This is a genomic window from Nitrosococcus watsonii C-113 (genome assembly GCF_000143085.1).
Taxonomy (GTDB): domain Bacteria; phylum Pseudomonadota; class Gammaproteobacteria; order Nitrosococcales; family Nitrosococcaceae; genus Nitrosococcus; species Nitrosococcus watsonii.
On the sequence record NC_014315.1, the window covers coordinates 548,206 to 565,755 of the forward strand.

Below are 17,550 nucleotides of genomic sequence, written 5' to 3' on the forward strand. Positions count from 1 at the left end.
ATTGAACTATAGAATGAGGTACAGTACTAAGCAAGTGTAATTCCTATGTTAAGGAATAATGGATAAAAATGTAGATTTTGGTGGCAAAATGAGCAGCTTGTCGCTAGACAATTAATCTCTCCATACTTAAATGATGGGCGAGGGGAAAAACAATAATATTTTATAATGCGATCATCTTGAAGCCGGATAGGCGCTTAGCACGCCTTCTCTCTGGCCTTAATCTATCATTGAAAACAAAAATTACGAGGGAGAAAAGGCCAATGTCACGTGGGCAGTCGTTACAAGACCCATTTCTTAATGCCTTGCGTAAGGAGCGAGTTCCAGTCTCGATATATCTTGTTAATGGAATTAAATTACAGGGGCAGATTGAGTCTTTTGATCAATTTGTTGTTTTGTTGAAAAATTCTGTTAGCCAAATGGTATACAAACATGCTATCTCTACGGTCGTTCCCGCACGCAACGTTAAATTATCTAGCAATGAGGGAGAAAATATTCATCCTATTGGAGGAACGCGTTCTGCTGATGTCGATTAGGGCTGGGTTTTATTTCAGGCTGACCGGCAGGTTCTGGGAGGCTTGTGTTGTTTAGCCATTCTGAAGGCAGTAAGGGGTATAATTATAGCGCAATCTTGGTCCATATCGACTTTCATGGGCCTGCTTATCATGAGATGCAAGCAGAGTTTATCGAACTTGTTTCCTCTACAGGGATGCAAATAGTTACGATACTTTCTGGAAAGCGTCAGAGTCCCCATCCTAAATACTTTATTGGCCGTGGCAAGGTAGATGAAATTCGTGCTTGGGTAGATGCTGAACAAGCAGATTTAGTGATATTTAATCATGATCTAAGTCCGGCTCAAGAGCGTAATCTGGAGCAATTCTTGCAATGCCGGGTACTGGATCGGACGGAACTTATTCTAGATATTTTTTCCCAGCGGGCCCGCTCCCATGAAGGTAAATTGCAGGTAGAATTAGCGCAGCTACAACACCTGTCTACTCGTTTAGTGCGAGGTTGGAGCCATTTGGAACGCCAAAAGGGAGGAATCGGTTTGCGGGGACCGGGTGAAACGCAGCTGGAAACCGATCGTCGCCTGATTGGCAATCGTATCCGGCAGTTGCGTAAACGGCTGGAACGGGTGAGAAAACAGCGAGATCAGGGGCGCCGCTCGCGGCATAAGGCGCAAGTACCCACGGTGTCTCTGGTAGGTTATACTAATGTTGGGAAATCCACCTTATTTAATCGTTTAACAGCATCTCGGGTTCTGGTGGATGATAGATTGTTTGCGACTTTAGATCCTACATTGCGGCGCTTGCGGTTAGCGATGGTTCAGCCTTTGATATTAGCTGATACCGTCGGTTTCATTCGCCACCTACCCCATGAGCTGGTGGAGGCTTTTCGCTCCACCTTAGAAGAGACCCGCGATGCCGCTCTGTTGCTTCATGTGGTCGATGCTTCTTCGGAAGAGCGTGGGAGTCTCATTGCTCAGGTGAACAAGGTTCTGCAAACAATAGGTGCAGAAGAAATTCCTCAACTGGAAGTTTATAATAAAATCGATCAAGTAGAGGGCTGCCAGCCAAGATTAGAAAGGGATGCTTCTGGCCGTGTTCATCGAGTATGGTTATCGGCAACTAGTGGTGAGGGGCTTGAATTGTTGCGACAAGCGTTAGCTGAATACTTCCCGGTGAAGAGGCCTGTGGACCTGCCGCAAGGGATTCATGCTTATCAGTAGCGAAACTTGCCGGGTAGAGTTATGTCCCTGTAGAATGTCAAATCATTGTCAGTATTTCTCCTTGTAAACAACTTGTAGGCATGTGGTTATGGATGTCTACACCAACTATTTGGAGTAGGTAGATTAATGGCTTGGAATGAGCCGAACGGGAACAAAGATAAAGATCCTTGGAATAAAGAAGGGGATCAATGGGGTAAAGACGGCGACCGACAAGGGCCTCCGGATCTTGATGAAGTTATCCGCAATCTAAAAGCCAAGCTTAGCGGGTTATTTGGTGGTAAAGGGGGTGGAGGACCTGGCGGTAGCCGCCCAACTTTAGGTCGAGGGGGGAGCCTCTTGGGCTTGGCGCTCTTAGTGCTGGTCCTTGCTGTAATCTGGCTGCTGTCAGGTATCTATATTGTTGCCCCCGCTGAGCGTGGAGTAGTATTGCGCTTTGGTGAATACGTTGCTACTACTGAGTCGGGACCCCATTGGCACATTCCTTATCCTATTGAGAAGGTAGAGCTGGTTGATGTGGCGCAAATCCGAAGCTACGAGATTGGCTACCGTTCTACGGGTAGAGGGCAGGCTGGGTCACCGGTGCCAACCGAGGCATTGATGCTCACCCAAGACGAAAACATTGTAGATGTTCGGATTGCAGTCCAATATCGAGTTAAAGATGCGGCTAATTATTTATTTAATGTACGTAATGCGGATACTAACCTACGCCAAGTGGTCGAAAGCGCCCTTAGGGAAGCTGTAGGTAAAAGCAAAATGGATTTTGTTTTGACCGAAGGACGCAGTGATATTGTGCTTCGGACAGAGGAATTGGCACAGCAGGTTTTGGATCAATATCATGCGGGGCTGATTATTACTAGTGTCAACATGCAAGATGCTCAGCCGCCAGAGCAGGTGCAGGCAGCCTTTGCGGATGCCATTAAGGCGCGGGAGGATCAGCAGCGGCTAAGAAACGAGGCTGAGGCGTACGCCAATGATATTATCCCTAGAGCGCGTGGTGCCGCTTTCCGCAAGGTCCAGGAGGCGGAAGCTTACAAAAGCAAAGTTATTGCCCTTGCGGGAGGTGAGACGGCTCGTTTTGCGCAGGTGCTGAAAGAATACCTAGATGCGCCAGAAATTACTGAAAAACGGCTTTATTTGGAAGCTATGGAAACGGTAATGGAACGCAGCCGTAAGGTTCTGGTGGATGTGCCTGAGGGTACCAATGTTTTTTATCTTCCTCTTGACCGTATGGTGAACGAGGGAAATCCTAAGGGGCAGCGTCTTATTTCTCTTGATCGGTTATCTTCTTTTAATAGTGAAACCTCGGACAGCGAGGAGCAGCGTAGGCGCCAGAATAGCAACAATGATGATAGTCGGAGTCGGAGGGGGCGGTAATGGGTAGAAGCTTTAGTATTTTGGCCGGTCTCGTAGTGCTCTTGCTTGTTATCGGTTCGCAGAGTGTTTTTACTGTCAATGAGCGGGAGAGGGCTCTATTATTATGGCTGGGTAAAATCGAGCGCTCGGATTTCGAGCCTGGCCTCCATTTTAAAGTACCGTTCTTTAATTCAGTACGTAAATTCGATGGCCGGATTCTTACCCTCGATGCGGAGACTGAACGGTATCTCACGATTGAGAAGAAAAATGTTCTAGTCGACTCCTTTATGATGTGGCGAATTGGGGATGTAGCCCAGTACTATCGCTCTATGGGGGGAGATGAGAGTCGCGCTGCCCTGCGACTTTCTCAAATCATCCGGGCTGATCTGCGCAGTGAATTCGGACGGCGTACGGTGCAGGAGGTGATTTCTGGCGAGCGTTCCTTGATCATGGAGCACATGCAGCGGCGAGCTAACAAGGAAGCCAAAGAATTTGGAATTACTATTGCTGATGTACGCATCAAGCGTGTTGATTTGCCCAAAGATGTAAGTAGTTCGGTTTATGCTCGTATGGAGGCTGAGCGGCAGCGGGTAGCCAAGGAGCTACGCTCACAAGGTGCCGAGACGGCTGAGCGTATCCGCTCGGAGGCGGACCGGCAGCGTACTATCGTTTTGGCGAATGCTCAAAAAGAGGCTGAGAATATTCGAGGTGCGGGGGACGCTATAGCAACCGGTATTTATGCGGAAACCTTTGGTCAAGAACCAGCATTTTATGCTCTTTATCGTAGTTTAGCAGCTTATCAGAAGGTTTTTTCCCAGGAGAGCTTGTTATTGCTAGAACCAAAGGGGGAATTTTTCCGCTTCTTCAATCCTAATAAGTTAGGGCTTGAAGAAGTAGAACCTAATTCCAGACTTGCTACACCAGAACTGGAATAATAGAGAGGACTTGCTCTAGTTGTGTGCGGATGCGAAGCGAGGCATCCGCCGCCTTTCCGTTTTTCTCGCCACCGTATAAAGTCTAGTTAGCCAGTAATGCCGATAACTGAACGTTGGCTCCTGCCTGAAGGGGTGGGCGAACTTTTGCCTATCGAGGCGGAACAGATGGAGTGCGCGCGACGCGTGCTTATCGATCTTTTTCATTCCTGGGGTTACGATCTCGTAGCGCCCCCTCTCATTGAGTATTTGGAATCTTTGCTCACGGGCGTGGGGACTGATTTGGAGTTACAGACTTTTAAGCTTACGGATCAGCTCACAGGCCGACTAATGGGGGTACGTGCTGATATTACCCCTCAAGTGGCTCGAATCGCAGCTCATTGTATCCAACGAAAGGGTGTTACCCGATTGTGTTATATAGGTAGTGTGCTGCATACCTTATCTCAGGGGCTAGGGGGGACACGCAATCCAATCCAGGTGGGGGCTGAACTCTACGGGCATAGCGGAACCGAGAGCGATCTAGAAGTCCTGCGATTGGCTTTAGAGGCGCTAGACAGTGTAGGGATTAAACAAGTTCATTTGGATCTGGGTCACGTGGGAATATTCCGGGATCTTGTATTGCAAGCGAACTTGTCGCCTGAGGAAGAATATGCTTTGTTTTATATTTTGCAGCGTAAGGCCCGAGATGAGATTGATACGATGCTGCAGAATAGAGACGTGAGCCCAAAGCTTCGCCATATGTTTATGGCCTTAACAAGCCTTAATGGGGGCCGTGAGGTACTTAACGAAGCGGAGCAGGTTTTAGCAGGGAGCGGAGTGGAGCAAGCGTTATCAACCCTCAAGGAAGTAGCAGCTCTGATTGATAGATATTTACCTCGTGTACCTATGCATTTCGATTTAGGTGAATTGAGGGGTTATCGTTACCATACGGGTCTTGTTTTTGCCGCCTATATTCCTGGTCGTGGACAGGCTGTTGCACAGGGGGGGCGTTATGATGATATTGGGCGGGTTTTTGGCCGAGCACAGCCGGCAACAGGTTTTAGTATGGATTTAAAGGAATTAGTAACTCTTGGTAGTAGCACGAGGACTGCCCGCTTAGGAATTTTCGCACCCTGGTCGGAGGCCCCCGGTTTTGAACGAGAGGTAGCCCGATTACGCCAGCAGGGGGAACGTGTCGTCTATGGGTTTCCCGATATCGTTAATGATTATGATGAATTGGGATGTGACCGGGAGTTAGTGTTGGAATCGAAGCGATGGCAAATTATAGAAATAAGGAAGTTGGGGCGTGGCTAAAAACGTTGTGGTGGTAGGCTGCCAGTGGGGCGATGAGGGCAAGGGGAAATTAGTCGATCTTCTAACCGATCGGGTTGGGGCGGTGGTTCGCTTCCAGGGTGGCCACAATGCGGGCCATACCTTAGTTATTAGAGGCAAGAAAACCATCTTGCACCTTGTTCCTTCTGGTATATTACGGGATAACGTACTCTGTGTGATTGGTAATGGAGTTGTGGTCTCTCCTAGTGCTTTAATGGAAGAGATTAGGATGCTTGAGCAAGAGGGTGTGCCTGCCCAAGAGCGCTTGAAGATTAGTCCTGCCTGTGCCCTTGTCTTACCTTACCATGTTGCGCTTGATCGGGCCCGGGAAACCGCTCGGGGTGAGCGGGCTATTGGGACCACTGGGCGGGGCATTGGCCCGGCTTACGAAGATAAAGTCGCGCGCCGCACTCTGCGGGTAGGTGATTTATTTGATGAAGATAGATTTGCAGCTAACCTAGCCGAAATTATGGATTACCATAATTTCATTCTGCGGGACTATTATCGAGCTGAGGTTGTTAGCTACGAGCAGGTGCTAGAACAAGTTTTAGAATTTAAGGCAAATTTTAACCACTTAGTTACTGATGTGCCAATGTTGCTCGCAAAGCTTCGGCGAGAGGGTAAGAATATTTTGTTTGAAGGGGCTCAAGGGGCCTTTTTAGATATTGATCACGGTACTTATCCTTTTGTCACTTCTTCTAATACTACTGCTGGCAGTGCGGCCACGGGAAGCGGTGTAGGACCCCATGATTTGGACTGCGTTGTTGGGATCACCAAGGCCTATGCGACGCGAGTCGGTCACGGTCCTTTCCCTACGGAGTTGGAAAATGATACGGGTGCTCATTTAGCCCAGCGAGGGCAGGAATTTGGCGCTACTACCCATCGCCCTCGGCGTTGCGGTTGGTTAGATTTAGTGGCATTACGGCGAGCCGCTATTATTAATAGCATTTCTAGTCTTTGTATCACTAAGCTGGATGTACTGGATGGTCTAGAGAGATTATGTCTCTGTGTAGCCTATCATTATAATGAAGAACAATGCTCTGAAATGCCGCTTGATAGCGATGCCCTTGCTCGTTGCAAGCCTATCTATATGGAACTGCTGGGCTGGCAAGAGTCGACAGTGGGAATAACCGAATACGAGCAATTACCGTTAGCTGCTCGCCTCTACCTTGAGAAGATAGAAAAGCTATCCGGCGTTCCCATTGATATTATCTCAACAGGAGCAGATCGAGAACAAACCATAATTTTGCGGGATCCCTACGGGACTTAGAATTCTCTTTGATTATCAAAGTAGGTTAAATATTATACTTCCCTTTGGGGAAGCGTCGTTTTTCGTGACTTCAACTTTTATCGAAGTAGCTTCCATCTTCCATCCGGTTGCTGGCAGGCCGTTCCATAAAGCCGTTCACTCTTGCCATCAATAATAACTGACTGTTGGAACTCTCGGCAATAATTGCCAGAGGAGGAGACGCCATCCCGTACCGGCGTGACTGAGCCTCGGTTCCCGCTATTTGGGTTATTCCAGGTGATCGTTTCCCCAATAGGAGCGTAGGAGGCATGCTCCATAGCTTGGCGAGCCTTCATTTGATCAACCTCATCCATGGTGCGACCAACGTTGCTGCCGACTAGGGCACCCAATAGGGTGCCCGCAGCAGTAGCCGCCAATTGTCCACTTCCTGAACCGAACTGCGCTCCTAAAAGACCTCCGCCCGCGGCGCCAAGGGCCGTGCCAATAGTCTCTTTTCCCCCTGTATTCCCGGCACAGCCTCCAAAGAATATACTGAAGGCGATCACGACAGTGAGGGGTCTAATTTCCATAGTTTCATCTCATTTAAATTTGAATGGTTTTTACATAATCGTTGCTTCGGGAAGCCGCATTATAGGTTACTATCGATAAAAGCCGAGAGCTGTGATTTTGATAGGGCACCAACCTTTGTTGCTTCTACGTTTCCGTTTTTAAATAACATCAAGGTTGGAATACCGCGGATTCCGTAACGCGGTGGGGTTGAGGGATTCTCGTCAATATTAAGTTTACAAATTTTGATTTTTCCTTGGTAATCATTTGCAATTTCTTCCAAGATAGGCGCTACTGTTTTGCAAGGCCCGCACCATTCGGCCCAATAGTCTACTAAGGCGGGCTGTTCCGATTTAAGCACTTCTTCCTCGAAGGTGGCGTCGGTTACGGTTACTGGTATGATGCGATCAGTCATTATAGATGCTCCAATTATTAAATTTAAATTGCCTATATTTTTATAGAGTGTATTGTTTTTACTTTAAGATTTTTATGTAAAGTTTAATTATCCTTCCATGATTATATGATATGGATTTTTCGATATGCTGAAGAACATTGATATAATATATAATGAAGCAATTATTATAAATACGATTTCAGCGCAATTTGCGCTTATTTTCAAGCCGTAAGCTTTTTCTGATATTCAAGATCCATGACTGATCCTGGTTTTTCTGAAATTTCATTTGACAGCTTAAATTTGGCGGAGGCATTGATACAAGGGATTCAAAAGGCGGGTTTTGTCATTTGTACGCCGATTCAAGCTTTAGCGTTGCCATTGTTGCTAGCCGGAGAGGATGTGGCGGGGCAAGCCCAAACAGGTACCGGTAAAACAGCTGCCTTCCTGCTAGCGACAATGCAACGTTTATTGAGGGAGCCTAGCGTCGGAGTGAGTCAGCAGCCTCGAGGGCTAATCGTAGTTCCAACTCGTGAACTAGCTATTCAGGTAAGCAAGGATGCTCAGCTTCTTGGGCAGCATACCGATTTGCGATGTGTTGTCGTTTATGGCGGCACTAATTACCGTAAACAGCGCCATCTCCTGGAGCAGGGCTGTGACATTCTGATTGGTACGCCAGGACGACTTATTGATTATTATCAACAGGGAATAATCGGTTTTAAAAAAATTCAGACAGTGGTTTTAGACGAGGCCGATCGGATGTTCGACTTGGGTTTTATACGGGACATTCGTTATATCTTACGCCGTCTCCCACCACCCGATAAGCGTCTTGGAATGCTATTCTCGGCCACTCTTTCTTTACGGGTGATGGAATTGGCATACGAATATATGAATAATCCCCGGTTGCTGCGGATCGAGCCGCAGAAGGTAACCGTCGATAAAATCACGGAAAGAATTTATTTTCCCGCTAACGAAGAAAAAATTTCCCTGCTGCTTGCCCTTCTCAAACGCTTGGCGCCTCGACATGCGATTGTATTCGCCAATACTAAACATGGTGCAGAACAAGTATGGGGTTACCTGGAAGGTAACGGTTTTAAAGCTGCTCTGCTTTCTAGCGATGTTCCTCAGGGTAAACGTCAACGTCTACTCACGGCGTTCCAAGATGGAATCTATCCTATTCTAGTCGCCACGGATGTTGCGGCGCGAGGTCTTCATGTCTCTACAGTGACCCATGTCTTTAATTATGATTTACCCCAAGATCCAGAAGACTACGTGCATCGCATAGGCCGAACCGCTCGGGCTGGAGCTAGCGGTTCGGCAGTGAGTTTTGCTTGCGAGGATTATGCCTTTTCCCTGCCTGATATCGAGGAATATATTGGTCATAAAGTCGTTCCTTTCTCAGTGGAGGAGGAGGAATTGCTAGTGCCTAAACAACGGGTATTTTTATCTTATAAAGATAAGAAAAAGTCGCGCAAGGAGGCGTCTTACTCTGGTCAAAAAAAGAGAACTTTTCGGAAGAAGGAGACACCTTCAGGTGGCAAAAATCGTACGTAGCTGTTGGTGTGTGCTATATTCCAGACTTTATAACGCCTGATTTGGCGAGAAGGGGAAGATCGCCCGCTAAGCCTGAGGCTCGGCGCATGATCAGGCACTTGATAGGGGTTGCTGTATTAGTGGCTGTGAGGCCGAAATTGCGAATTAGCCGCGTTGGAAATTGAGTATTACCAAAAAGGCGTTTAAATCCATCCATAACCAATTGGGTGGCAAGATTATCCCCTTTCCGCCACCGCTCAAAGCGCCGCAATACGGTTAAATTGCCTAGGTCTTTTTTACGCCTTTGGGCAGCAATCAGTACTTCTGCTAGGGTGGCGGCATCTAGTAACCCTAAGTTAGCACCTTGTCCAGCCAGAGGATGAATCGTGTGGGCAGCATCCCCAACAAGGGCTAGGCGAGGTTGAATATAGGTCTCTGCATGCCGCAGTCGCAGGGGGAAAGTGGCACGTGGGCTGAGCGTTTGAAGCGCGCCTAAGCGATACTTGAAAGCAGTGGCTAACGCTGTAGTAAACGCCTGATCTTCTAAGGCCAGCAAGCGAGCGGCTTCTTCCGGTGTCGTGCTCCAAACAATGGAGCAATGATAGGGGTGAGCTAACGGTAAAAAAGCCAGAGGCCCATGGGGAAGGAAGCATTGCCACGCAGTTTCCTGATGAGGTTTTTCTGTCTGCACCGTGGCGACTAACCCTTTTTGCTGATAGTCCCAACCCCGGTTGCTAATACCCGCCCATTGCCTTACCCGCGAATTAGCGCCATCTGCACCGATGAGCACGCGCGCCCCTAAACGTTGACCTTCCGCTAGCTGTAAATAAATTTTCCGTTCATGTTGGCTAATCCCGCATGGCCGGACAGGGGCATAGAAATCAATATTATTGAAGTTCTGGCATTGCTTTAGAAGCGCATTTTGAATCACCCGATTCTCAATAATGTGCCCTAAATGGGGTTCCCCAATTTCGGCGCTGTCAAAATGAATTTCCCCGCTCCCAGTCCCGTCCCACACATGCATTTCCCGAAAGGGACTAAGGCGTTGTGCCGCCATTCCTTGCCAAGCACCCAGATTTTTAAAAACATTCTCGGAAGCGCGGCTAATAGCCCTAACCCGAAGGTCATAAGTATCCTGAAGAGTATCCTCAGGATCAGGTGGATTGGCCTCTACTAAGGCAATTCTGAGCGTGGGAGATTGCCCTAGGGCTAATGCCAAACAGGAGCCTATTGGGCCAGCACCGACAATCAGGACATCATAGGAAGGAAAAGGTGAGGTCATAGCAGGCTTAACCCCCGGGCTAGTCGTGGTTGCCGCCCTGCTAGCCCCGTGGCCTGGCGCATGAGTCGTCGCTTGAGGAGGGGAAGTAAATCCAAGGCAGTTAGACCCAAGCCTCGCGCTAGGCCGAGTCCAGCGTAATTGTTGGAAAACAGGCGCACGAGAATATCGGTCGATTTGGCGATTAGGCGTTGATCCCACTGGCGCCATTGGACATAAGTCGATAAAGTTTCTGGTGCCCCTAAGTCATGGTCGGCTTTATGGGCATCGGCAAGCGTTTGCGCCAAGGCAGCAACATCCCGGAGTCCTAAATTAAACCCCTGGCCAGCAACGGGATGGAGGTTATGGGCGGCATTACCGATGAGTATAGCGCGGTGTGCGAGTTGTTGCTGTGAGCGGAGCAATTGGAGAGGGTAGACATGACGTTTACCAATCCGGGTAAATTGGCCAAGGCGTTGCCCGAAACGTTGCTGCAAATGGGCAAGAAAGGTTTTGTTGTCCACCGCAGCGAGATAAGGAACCTGCATGTTTTTCACCGTCCAGACCAGATTGGATCGTTTTTCACCGAGAGGTAATAACGCTAAAGGGCCGGTATTGGTAAAGCGCTCGAAAGCTGTGCATTCATGAGGGTGTTCGGTTGCTACATTGGCGATAATGGCTGTTTGGCCATAGTCTTTTCGCTGGACTGGAATTTGTAGTAATTGTCGTACGAGGGAAGATCCTCCATCGGCAGCGATGAGCAAACGGGTAGAGAGGGTGCGGATGTGGTCTTGGGAAATGATTTGTACGCGCATCTGATCCCCCTCACCGCTAACGTTGATGACCTTGGCAGGAGAGAGAAGCTCAATTTGGGAAAAATTTTTAAGCGCTTGATAGATGATTTGGCCAAGCACTCGTGCTTCTACAACGTAACCCAATGCGGGAAGGGATGCCTGGGCAGCTTCTAGGCGTGTTACCCCAAAATGGCCCCGGTCGGATATATGGATATGGCGGATGGGGGTGGTTTTAGGGGCAATAGCGGACCAGCAGCCTATGCCTTCAAAGATTTGCCGGGAGCCAAAGGCTAGGGCAATAGCTCGGGAGTCAAAGCTGGGTTGTTCGTGCGTGGTTGGGGGGACAGCTTCGATAATGCCAATACGCAAGGGTTGGTGCGCCAAGGCTAGGGCCAAGCCACTGCCGATAAGACCACCGCCGGCGATAAGTAGGTCATAGTCGGGGGGCGTCGCCATCATAATGCGGATGCTCCTCTCTGGGAGGAAGCCATCAAGGTTTCAATTTCGTCTACCGTTTTAGGGACATCCGCACTCAGAAGCTCACAGCCCTCTTTGGTAACGAGCACATCATCCTCAATTCTAACGCCGATATTCCACCATTTTTTAGCAATCCCCTGACTATCGGCGGGTATATACACGCCTGGTTCTACCGTTAGCGTCATGCCAGGCTCAAAAGTCCGCCATTCACCATCGACTTTATAATCCCCTACATCATGAACGTCCATGCCAAGCCAGTGACCCGTGCGGTGCATATAAAAGCGGCGATAATGCTCCTTTTTTAGTAGCGTACTCACGCGCCCCTTGAGCAGGCCAAGAGCTGCTAGGCCCTCGGTGAGCACCTGGACGGCCGCTTCATGGGGTTGATTCCAGTGATTGCCTGGTTGGACCTCGGCAATAGCGGCAAGCTGCGCTTCCAGGACGAGTTCGTAAATAGATCTTTGGGCCGAAGAAAAGCGGCCGCTCACTGGAAATGTACGGGTAATGTCCGCAGCATAATAGTCATACTCGGCGCCGGCATCGATCAAAAGTAGATCGCCTTTTTTTAAGCGGGCATTATTATCGGTATAGTGGAGAATACAAGCATTGCCGCCGCTGCCTACAATGGAGGGGTAAGCGGGGGCGCGACAGCCGTGGCTGAAAAAATGGTGAAGGTACTCCGCTTCTATCTGGTATTCCATGATGCCAGGCTGGCAGATTTCCATAGCACGGATGTGAGCTTGAGCAGAAATCCGGGCTGCCTCCCGCATGGTTTTAATTTCTTGTGCACTTTTAATCAGACGCATTTCATGAAGTAGATGATCAAGGGCGATAAACTCCCCCGGCGGGCGTTTGCCTGCACGGGATGCCCGTCGGATATGGTTGACCCACCCTATCATCCGTTGATCGAAAGCAGGATAGTAGCCCATGGCGTAGTAGACCCGGGCCTTGTCTTCTAGGAGGCCAGGCAAGATATCGTCGATATCAGTAATAGGAAAGGAATCGTCAGCACCATAATACTTGCAGGCGCCTTGGGTACTAGCGCGGCGGCCTTCCCAGATTTCTTTCTCCGGATCTTGCTCCCGGCAGAAGAGGAGATATTCCCCGTGTTTGCGTCCAGGAACGAAGACTGCCACTGCTTCGGGCTCGGGAAAGCCCGTCAAATAGTAGAAATCGCTATCGGCGCGAAAGGGAAACATCACATCTCGATTTCGAGGATAAATACTTGCTGTGGGAAGGATAGCTATGCTGTCTTCCCCCATCATTTGTAATAAGCGTTTACGGCGGCGTGCGAATTCCTTGGCTTCCATGGCTAAGTAAGGTGGCTCATGCCTTAATATAAAGTTTAAAGGGAGGAATTGCTAGCAGCGAGATGAAGACTTTCGTACACTAGCAATAGCCCCATACGGAGGTATTCGGCAATCTCGTTATAGGCTGCTTCGTTTTCTTGGGAGCCGTCGCTTGGAGAATGTACCATGTTTGCAATCTCTGCGGCATCTTTGAGGAATTCCTGGGTATCGCCGTCTAGGTCAGTTTCTCTTCTTAGGCCACCAATGCCCAAACCATAGAGGAATCCTCGCGACCAACTGGCAAGGGCCTCGGTTCGTTGAGCAAGGGGCTGTTCATCATGGGGGAGCAAAAGACGGATATCTAAATCGGGACTATTTATTTGCTGTTCGGTGAATTCAAATAGCGCTTCCAGCTTTTTTTTATCTTGGTTGTTGGCCTGGGGGGCAATCTCCTCGATCCAAGTTTTAGCAGTTTGGTTTTTTCTGGCGCAAAGAAATCCGCACAAAGATCCATGAATCTCGGGGAGATCCGCACAGGAATCGAGGTTACGGAGAGCCTCCAAAAGCTTTGAATAAATGTCAGCCATTATTTTAATGCTAAAATAATTTTTTATCCTAACATTAAATGGCGGTTTTAAGGTACCTTTGCGCCTTGTTCGGTTGTCGTCGTTGACCCACTTCTGCTGCCGCTCTATATTGGGTAAAAATCAAGAGGCTACCGAATATGGTAGAGAATATGGTTAAGCAATTAGAGTGGCGAATTGAGGAACTCATCGATCTGTGTAATCACCTCAGGGAAGAAAATCAATTTTTACGGGAGCAGAACGCGGATCTCATTTCTGAGAGGGCAAAACTGATTGAACAAACTGAACTTGCACGAAGCCGGGTTGAGGGGATGATCACACGCCTCAAATCTATGGAGCAGGCATCATGAATGATGAAGCCCAGCCAGTGGTATTGCATATATTGGGTAAGGAATATCGGGTGGTTTGTCCTCCTGGCGAGGAAGAAGCGTTACTAACAGCAGCTCGCTACCTCAGTCAGAAGATGGAGGAAATCAAAGCTGGCGGTAAAATTATCGGAGTGGAACGGGTAGCCGTAATGAGCGCTTTGAACATTGCCCATGAATTGCTGCGAGAGCAAAGCAGGAAAGAAGGAGAACGAGAATTAAATGAGCGAATCAAATCGCTTCGACATAAAGTGGAAGCTGTGTTAGAAGAATGTCGCCAGGTCGATCCGTAAATCCCAGATGGCTGGATTTTATTACCAATTAGGGTACAATATAAATACCCTGCGGTGTGCGCCAGTGAATTGTATTCCTTGAGCCTATATTTAAACGCTAGGGGGGCAGGATTCGATGATGCCAATGAGCATATCCGCTGAGTAGCGGAGAGCCTACGACATCACGCGGAGCTCCCACTTGAACTGTTCGGTTCAAGAGCGATGTTCACAGCGGCATTGCGGGGTTTTTAATAGCCATTTCTCGCCTTAATTGTGCAATAATCGGCGTTGATTTCGGGCGTACCTTACGCCAAATAAAGAATGCTTCCGCGGCTTGTTCTACTAACATCCCTAATCCATCTAGCGACTGCGCCGCCCCGTGAGTTTGACCCCATTTCATGAAAATAGTGGGCTCATTGCCGTACATCATGTCGTAAACCCAGCCACCAGGATGTAATATGCCTCTGGGAAGGGGCGGGAGCTTACCTTGAAGGCTACTAGCGGTAGCATTAATAATAAGATGGAAAGAATTATTTTCAAGTAGCTCATAGCCGCCGCCTGTAATTACCCCAAACGGACTAAATCGGGCTGCTAGTTCTCTAGCCTTAGTCGGAGTACGGTTAACTACAACGAGGTGATAAGGTTGTTCTTTTAGTAATGCTTCTATAACGCCAGAAGCTGCGCCACCGGCGCCGAGCAGCAGAACCCGCCGATTGGCAATACGGCCTCCGTGGTTATCAATAAGATCCCGTACCAGCCCTACGCCATCGGTATTATCCCCTAGGAGTGATCCGTTCTTCTCTAAGAGAATGGTATTGACTGCCTTGGCCCGTTGCGCTTGAGGGCTGCATTGATCCACCAGCCTCCAGGCCTCGGCTTTCAAGGGAATGGTAATATTTAATCCTTCACCCTCTTGCTGTTGGAATGCAGTGATTGCATCTGCTAGCTTGCCAGTTTCTACTTGGAGCGCCTTATAGGTGAGTATTTGGCCTGTTTGCTGCGCAAAGGCTGTATGAATTTGAGGTGATTTGCTATGGGCGATAGGATTGCCCATGACGGCGTAGCGGTCTGGCATACGGTTGGTTTCCGCTACTGCTCGTTTTTTAGCCAGCGGGCCGCGTCTTTAGCAAAGTAGGTCAAGATGGCATCGGCCCCAGCTCGCTTCATGGCAAGCAGAGATTCCATCACAACTGCTTGCCGATCTAGCCAGCCGTTCTGAGCGGCGGCGGTTAGCATGGCATACTCGCCACTGACCTGATACATGAAGGTGGGAACCCCAAAGATGGTCTTAACGCGCTGGACAATATCCAGATAGGGCATTCCCGGCTTGACCATGACCATATCCGCGCCTTCTTCTAAATCTAAAGACACCTCTTGCAGTGCTTCATCACTATTGGCTGGGTCCATTTGGTAGCTGTACTTGTTGCCGCCGCCAAGGTTATCCGCCGAACCGACCGCATCCCGGAAAGGTCCGTAAAAACTAGAAGCATATTTTGCTGAATAGGCAAGAATCCGAGTATTAGTGTGACCGGCGCTTTCTAGGGCCTGGCGAATAGCACCGATACGACCATCCATCATATCGGAGGGGGCGACAATATCGGCGCCAGCTTCTGCATGGGAAAGGGCCTGCCTTACTAACACCTCGACGGTTTCATCGTTCTTTACATAACCATGGGCATCTATTAGACCGTCCTGGCCGTGGCTGGTAAAAGGATCTAGGGCAACGTCAGTGATCACGCCTAATTTAGGAAAATGCTGTTTTAGAGCCCGTACCGCCCGTTGTGCGAGGCCATCTGGATTATAGGCTTCACAGGCGTCGTCCGATTTTTGGGTAGGCGGCGTTACTGGAAATAGGGCAATGGCGGGGATGCCAAGGGTAATAAGTTCTTTAGCCTCATCTAGTAGACCATCGATAGTGACCCGCTCAATACCCGGCATGGAGGAGATCGTCTCGCGGTGGCCTTGGCCATCAAGAATAAATACCGGATAAATAAGATCATGGCAGCTTATATGATTTTCCTGCATCAGTCGTCGGGAGAAATCATCACGCCGCATCCGACGGGGACGAGTGCGAGGGAAAGATCTGCTATTCCAAAGGTGCGCCGACAAGTTTACAATTCCTCCATTAGAGCCACATGTAAAATCAATCATCCCATAGGAAACCGCCACTGTCATGTTCTATGCTTACTCATAGACAGTCTAAGGGGTGATAAAGTAAAATTTGTTTTTATTTTAGAGTAACCTTATAAATTATTCTGTTTTCGTTTTTTATCCTTGCTGGAGGTTTATTTGCGCCCTGAAGCCCTACTTGCCCTTGAAGATGGCAGTGTATTTCGAGGCACCGCTATTGGCTGCCAAGGGCAGACAGTAGGCGAAGTTGTGTTTAATACTGCTATGACAGGGTACCAAGAAATTTTAACGGACCCTTCCTATTGCCAGCAGATTGTTACTTTAACCTATCCTCACGTTGGAAATGTGGGTGCTAACAGTGAAGATCAGGAATCGGATCGAGTTTATGCCAGCGGCTTGGCTATTCGTGATTATTCCTTTGCTGTCAGCAATTGGCGGGCGCGAGAACCACTAGGTGCTTTTTTAGCCAGGCATCAGGTGGTAGCTATTGCCGATATTGATACCCGCAGGCTTACCCGGCACTTGCGCCAGCACGGTGCGCTCAATGGCTGCATCATGGCCGGTGAAGGCATTGATGAAGCAGAGGCGCTAGTACAAGCACGGGCATTTCCAGGTCTCAAAGGTATGGATCTTGCCCAAGCTGTGACTACGGATGCTTCCTATGGCTGGTCCGAGGGAAGCTGGCGCTTGGAGCAAACAGCATTTGCCGCCGGTAAAAAGATTAAAGAGCGATTTCATGTCGTAGTCTATGACTTTGGTGTTAAACGTAATATTTTACGGATGTTGGTGGATCGGGGATGCCGGGTCACGGTGGTGCCGGCCAAGACTTCCGCCAAGGAAGCACTGGCTTTGTCTCCGGATGGAATCGTGCTTTCTAATGGCCCTGGCGATCCGGACCCTTGCGGCTATGCCATTACGGCGATTCAGGAGTTTTTGGCTCAGCCTATACCGTTATTTGGTATCTGTCTGGGCCATCAATTACTCGCCCTCGCTAGCGGGGCTACGACGGTAAAGTTGAAATTTGGCCACCATGGTGCCAACCATCCAGTACAGGATCTGGCGACTGGAGAAGTACTTATCACCAGTCAGAATCATGGTTTCGCGGTGAATGAAAAAACCTTACCCCCGTGCCTAGAGCCTACCCACCGTTCTCTGTTCGATGGTACCTTGCAAGGTATCCAGCATAGGGATAAGCTAGTCCTTGGTTTTCAAGGACATCCTGAGGCCAGCCCTGGCCCGCGTGATATAGCCCCATTATTTGACCGTTTTATTACTCTGATGCAAAAAGCCCATACCCAGCAATAGGCGCTTAGTGTGGCTGTTGGTGCAGTGTTATGAGT

17 protein-coding genes, 1 other RNA gene and 1 pseudogene are annotated in these 17,550 nt (G+C 48.9%); 11 read left to right on the forward strand and 8 right to left on the reverse strand.

Annotated elements, in window-relative coordinates; genetic code table 11:
- Positions 1–260 precede the first annotated feature (260 nt).
- From hfq to NWAT_RS02635, 6 genes are all read left to right on the forward strand, one after another.
- Positions 261–533, forward strand: coding sequence for an RNA chaperone Hfq (gene hfq / locus NWAT_RS02610; protein WP_013219600.1), 273 nt, complete (start codon positions 261–263; stop codon positions 531–533).
- Positions 534–580: 47 nt separating this feature from the next.
- Positions 581–1,726: a ribosome rescue GTPase HflX gene (gene hflX / locus NWAT_RS02615; RefSeq protein WP_456299421.1), complete on the forward strand. Its 1,146-nt coding sequence runs from the start codon at positions 581–583 to the stop codon at positions 1,724–1,726.
- Between the two features lie 126 nt (positions 1,727–1,852).
- Positions 1,853–3,100, forward strand: a complete 1,248-nt coding sequence (hflK, locus tag NWAT_RS02620) for an FtsH protease activity modulator HflK (protein ID WP_013219602.1) — start codon at positions 1,853–1,855, stop codon at positions 3,098–3,100.
- A complete protein-coding gene (gene hflC, locus NWAT_RS02625) occupies positions 3,100–4,014 on the forward strand; it encodes a protease modulator HflC (protein ID WP_013219603.1) in 915 nt (304 codons plus the stop codon). Before hflK ends, hflC begins: the two co-directional genes overlap by 1 nt.
- Positions 4,015–4,110: 96 nt before the next feature.
- Positions 4,111–5,304 carry an ATP phosphoribosyltransferase regulatory subunit gene (locus tag NWAT_RS02630; RefSeq protein WP_013219604.1) on the forward strand — a complete coding sequence of 398 codons (1,194 nt, stop codon included), beginning with the start codon at positions 4,111–4,113 and terminating at the stop codon, positions 5,302–5,304.
- Entirely contained in the window at positions 5,297–6,592 is a 1,296-nt protein-coding gene (locus tag NWAT_RS02635; RefSeq protein WP_013219605.1) for an adenylosuccinate synthase, read from the forward strand. Before NWAT_RS02630 ends, NWAT_RS02635 begins: the two co-directional genes overlap by 8 nt.
- A gap of 77 nt (positions 6,593–6,669) precedes the next feature.
- Here NWAT_RS02635 and NWAT_RS02640 read toward each other — a convergent pair whose 3' ends face one another.
- Together NWAT_RS02640 and trxA are read right to left on the reverse strand one after the other, a co-directional pair.
- The gene (locus tag NWAT_RS02640; protein ID WP_013219606.1) at positions 6,670–7,140 is read right to left on the reverse strand and encodes an RT0821/Lpp0805 family surface protein; all 471 of its coding nucleotides are present in this window, start codon (positions 7,138–7,140) and stop codon (positions 6,670–6,672) included.
- 59 nt (positions 7,141–7,199) lie between these two features.
- Positions 7,200–7,532 carry a thioredoxin TrxA gene (gene trxA / locus NWAT_RS02645; protein WP_013219607.1) on the reverse strand — a complete coding sequence of 111 codons (333 nt, stop codon included), beginning with the start codon at positions 7,530–7,532 and terminating at the stop codon, positions 7,200–7,202.
- A 234-nt stretch (positions 7,533–7,766) separates the two neighbouring features.
- Here trxA and NWAT_RS02650 point away from each other — a divergent pair, with 234 nt between their 5' ends.
- Entirely contained in the window at positions 7,767–9,062 is a 1,296-nt protein-coding gene (locus tag NWAT_RS02650; protein ID WP_013219608.1) for a DEAD/DEAH box helicase, read from the forward strand.
- 13 nt (positions 9,063–9,075) lie between these two features.
- On the opposite strand, the gene NWAT_RS02655 is transcribed toward NWAT_RS02650, so the two are convergent.
- The 4 genes from NWAT_RS02655 to NWAT_RS02670 are packed head-to-tail and all read right to left on the reverse strand — an operon-like array spanning position 9,076 to position 13,446.
- Positions 9,076–10,323, reverse strand: a complete 1,248-nt coding sequence (locus NWAT_RS02655) for a UbiH/UbiF/VisC/COQ6 family ubiquinone biosynthesis hydroxylase (RefSeq protein WP_013219609.1) — start codon at positions 10,321–10,323, stop codon at positions 9,076–9,078.
- Positions 10,320–11,549 (reverse strand): 2-octaprenyl-6-methoxyphenyl hydroxylase, encoded by a 1,230-nt coding sequence (ubiH, locus tag NWAT_RS02660; RefSeq protein WP_041350850.1) that lies wholly within the window; start codon positions 11,547–11,549, stop codon positions 10,320–10,322. The genes NWAT_RS02655 and ubiH overlap by 4 nt, the downstream gene beginning before the upstream one ends.
- A complete protein-coding gene (gene pepP, locus NWAT_RS02665) occupies positions 11,549–12,880 on the reverse strand; it encodes a Xaa-Pro aminopeptidase (RefSeq protein WP_013219611.1) in 1,332 nt (443 codons plus the stop codon). The genes ubiH and pepP overlap by 1 nt, the downstream gene beginning before the upstream one ends.
- Positions 12,881–12,915: 35 nt before the next feature.
- Positions 12,916–13,446, reverse strand: coding sequence for a UPF0149 family protein (locus tag NWAT_RS02670; RefSeq protein ID WP_013219612.1), 531 nt, complete (start codon positions 13,444–13,446; stop codon positions 12,916–12,918).
- Positions 13,447–13,583: 137 nt separating this feature from the next.
- On the opposite strand from NWAT_RS02670, the gene NWAT_RS02675 reads away from it, so the two are divergent.
- The 3 genes from NWAT_RS02675 to ssrS all read left to right on the forward strand — a co-directional run bounded on the left by NWAT_RS02675 (position 13,584) and on the right by ssrS (position 14,330).
- Positions 13,584–13,793, forward strand: coding sequence for a TIGR02449 family protein (locus NWAT_RS02675; RefSeq protein ID WP_013219613.1), 210 nt, complete (start codon positions 13,584–13,586; stop codon positions 13,791–13,793).
- Complete coding sequence (locus tag NWAT_RS02680) at positions 13,790–14,101, forward strand: cell division protein ZapA (protein ID WP_013219614.1); 312 nt, start codon at positions 13,790–13,792, stop codon at positions 14,099–14,101. Before NWAT_RS02675 ends, NWAT_RS02680 begins: the two co-directional genes overlap by 4 nt.
- A 43-nt stretch (positions 14,102–14,144) precedes the next feature.
- Positions 14,145–14,330: non-coding RNA, 6S RNA (gene ssrS, locus NWAT_RS15910), on the forward strand.
- 15 nt (positions 14,331–14,345) lie between these two features.
- On the opposite strand, the pseudogene aroE reads toward ssrS, so the two are convergent.
- Together aroE and hemB are read right to left on the reverse strand one after the other, a co-directional pair.
- Positions 14,346–15,155: pseudogene (aroE, locus tag NWAT_RS02685) on the reverse strand (shikimate dehydrogenase); the annotation flags it as partial.
- A gap of 14 nt (positions 15,156–15,169) precedes the next feature.
- Complete coding sequence (gene hemB / locus NWAT_RS02690) at positions 15,170–16,231, reverse strand: porphobilinogen synthase (protein ID WP_049773041.1); 1,062 nt, start codon at positions 16,229–16,231, stop codon at positions 15,170–15,172.
- A 138-nt stretch (positions 16,232–16,369) separates the two neighbouring features.
- On the opposite strand from hemB, the gene carA reads away from it, so the two are divergent.
- A complete protein-coding gene (gene carA, locus NWAT_RS02695; RefSeq protein ID WP_013219617.1) occupies positions 16,370–17,515 on the forward strand; it encodes a glutamine-hydrolyzing carbamoyl-phosphate synthase small subunit in 1,146 nt (381 codons plus the stop codon).
- Positions 17,516–17,550: the final 35 nt, after the last annotated feature.

Excerpts from the sequence above, each read along its gene's own strand:
- hfq (WP_013219600.1), top strand. The coding sequence starts at position 261 with ATGTCACGTGGGCAGTCGTTACAAGACCCATTTCTTAATGCCTTGCGT.
- hflK (WP_013219602.1), top strand. The coding sequence starts at position 1,853 with ATGGCTTGGAATGAGCCGAACGGGAACAAAGATAAAGATCCTTGGAAT.
- hflC (WP_013219603.1), top strand. The coding sequence starts at position 3,100 with ATGGGTAGAAGCTTTAGTATTTTGGCCGGTCTCGTAGTGCTCTTGCTT.
- NWAT_RS02630 (WP_013219604.1), top strand. The coding sequence starts at position 4,111 with ATGCCGATAACTGAACGTTGGCTCCTGCCTGAAGGGGTGGGCGAACTT.
- NWAT_RS02640 (WP_013219606.1), bottom strand. The coding sequence starts at position 7,140 with ATGGAAATTAGACCCCTCACTGTCGTGATCGCCTTCAGTATATTCTTT.
- trxA (WP_013219607.1), bottom strand. The coding sequence starts at position 7,532 with ATGACTGATCGCATCATACCAGTAACCGTAACCGACGCCACCTTCGAG.
- NWAT_RS02650 (WP_013219608.1), top strand. The coding sequence starts at position 7,767 with ATGACTGATCCTGGTTTTTCTGAAATTTCATTTGACAGCTTAAATTTG.
- NWAT_RS02655 (WP_013219609.1), bottom strand. The coding sequence starts at position 10,323 with ATGACCTCACCTTTTCCTTCCTATGATGTCCTGATTGTCGGTGCTGGC.
- ubiH (WP_041350850.1), bottom strand. The coding sequence starts at position 11,549 with ATGGCGACGCCCCCCGACTATGACCTACTTATCGCCGGCGGTGGTCTT.
- pepP (WP_013219611.1), bottom strand. The coding sequence starts at position 12,880 with ATGGAAGCCAAGGAATTCGCACGCCGCCGTAAACGCTTATTACAAATG.
- NWAT_RS02670 (WP_013219612.1), bottom strand. The coding sequence starts at position 13,446 with ATGGCTGACATTTATTCAAAGCTTTTGGAGGCTCTCCGTAACCTCGAT.
- NWAT_RS02675 (WP_013219613.1), top strand. The coding sequence starts at position 13,584 with ATGGTAGAGAATATGGTTAAGCAATTAGAGTGGCGAATTGAGGAACTC.
- NWAT_RS02680 (WP_013219614.1), top strand. The coding sequence starts at position 13,790 with ATGAATGATGAAGCCCAGCCAGTGGTATTGCATATATTGGGTAAGGAA.
- hemB (WP_049773041.1), bottom strand. The coding sequence starts at position 16,231 with ATGATTGATTTTACATGTGGCTCTAATGGAGGAATTGTAAACTTGTCG.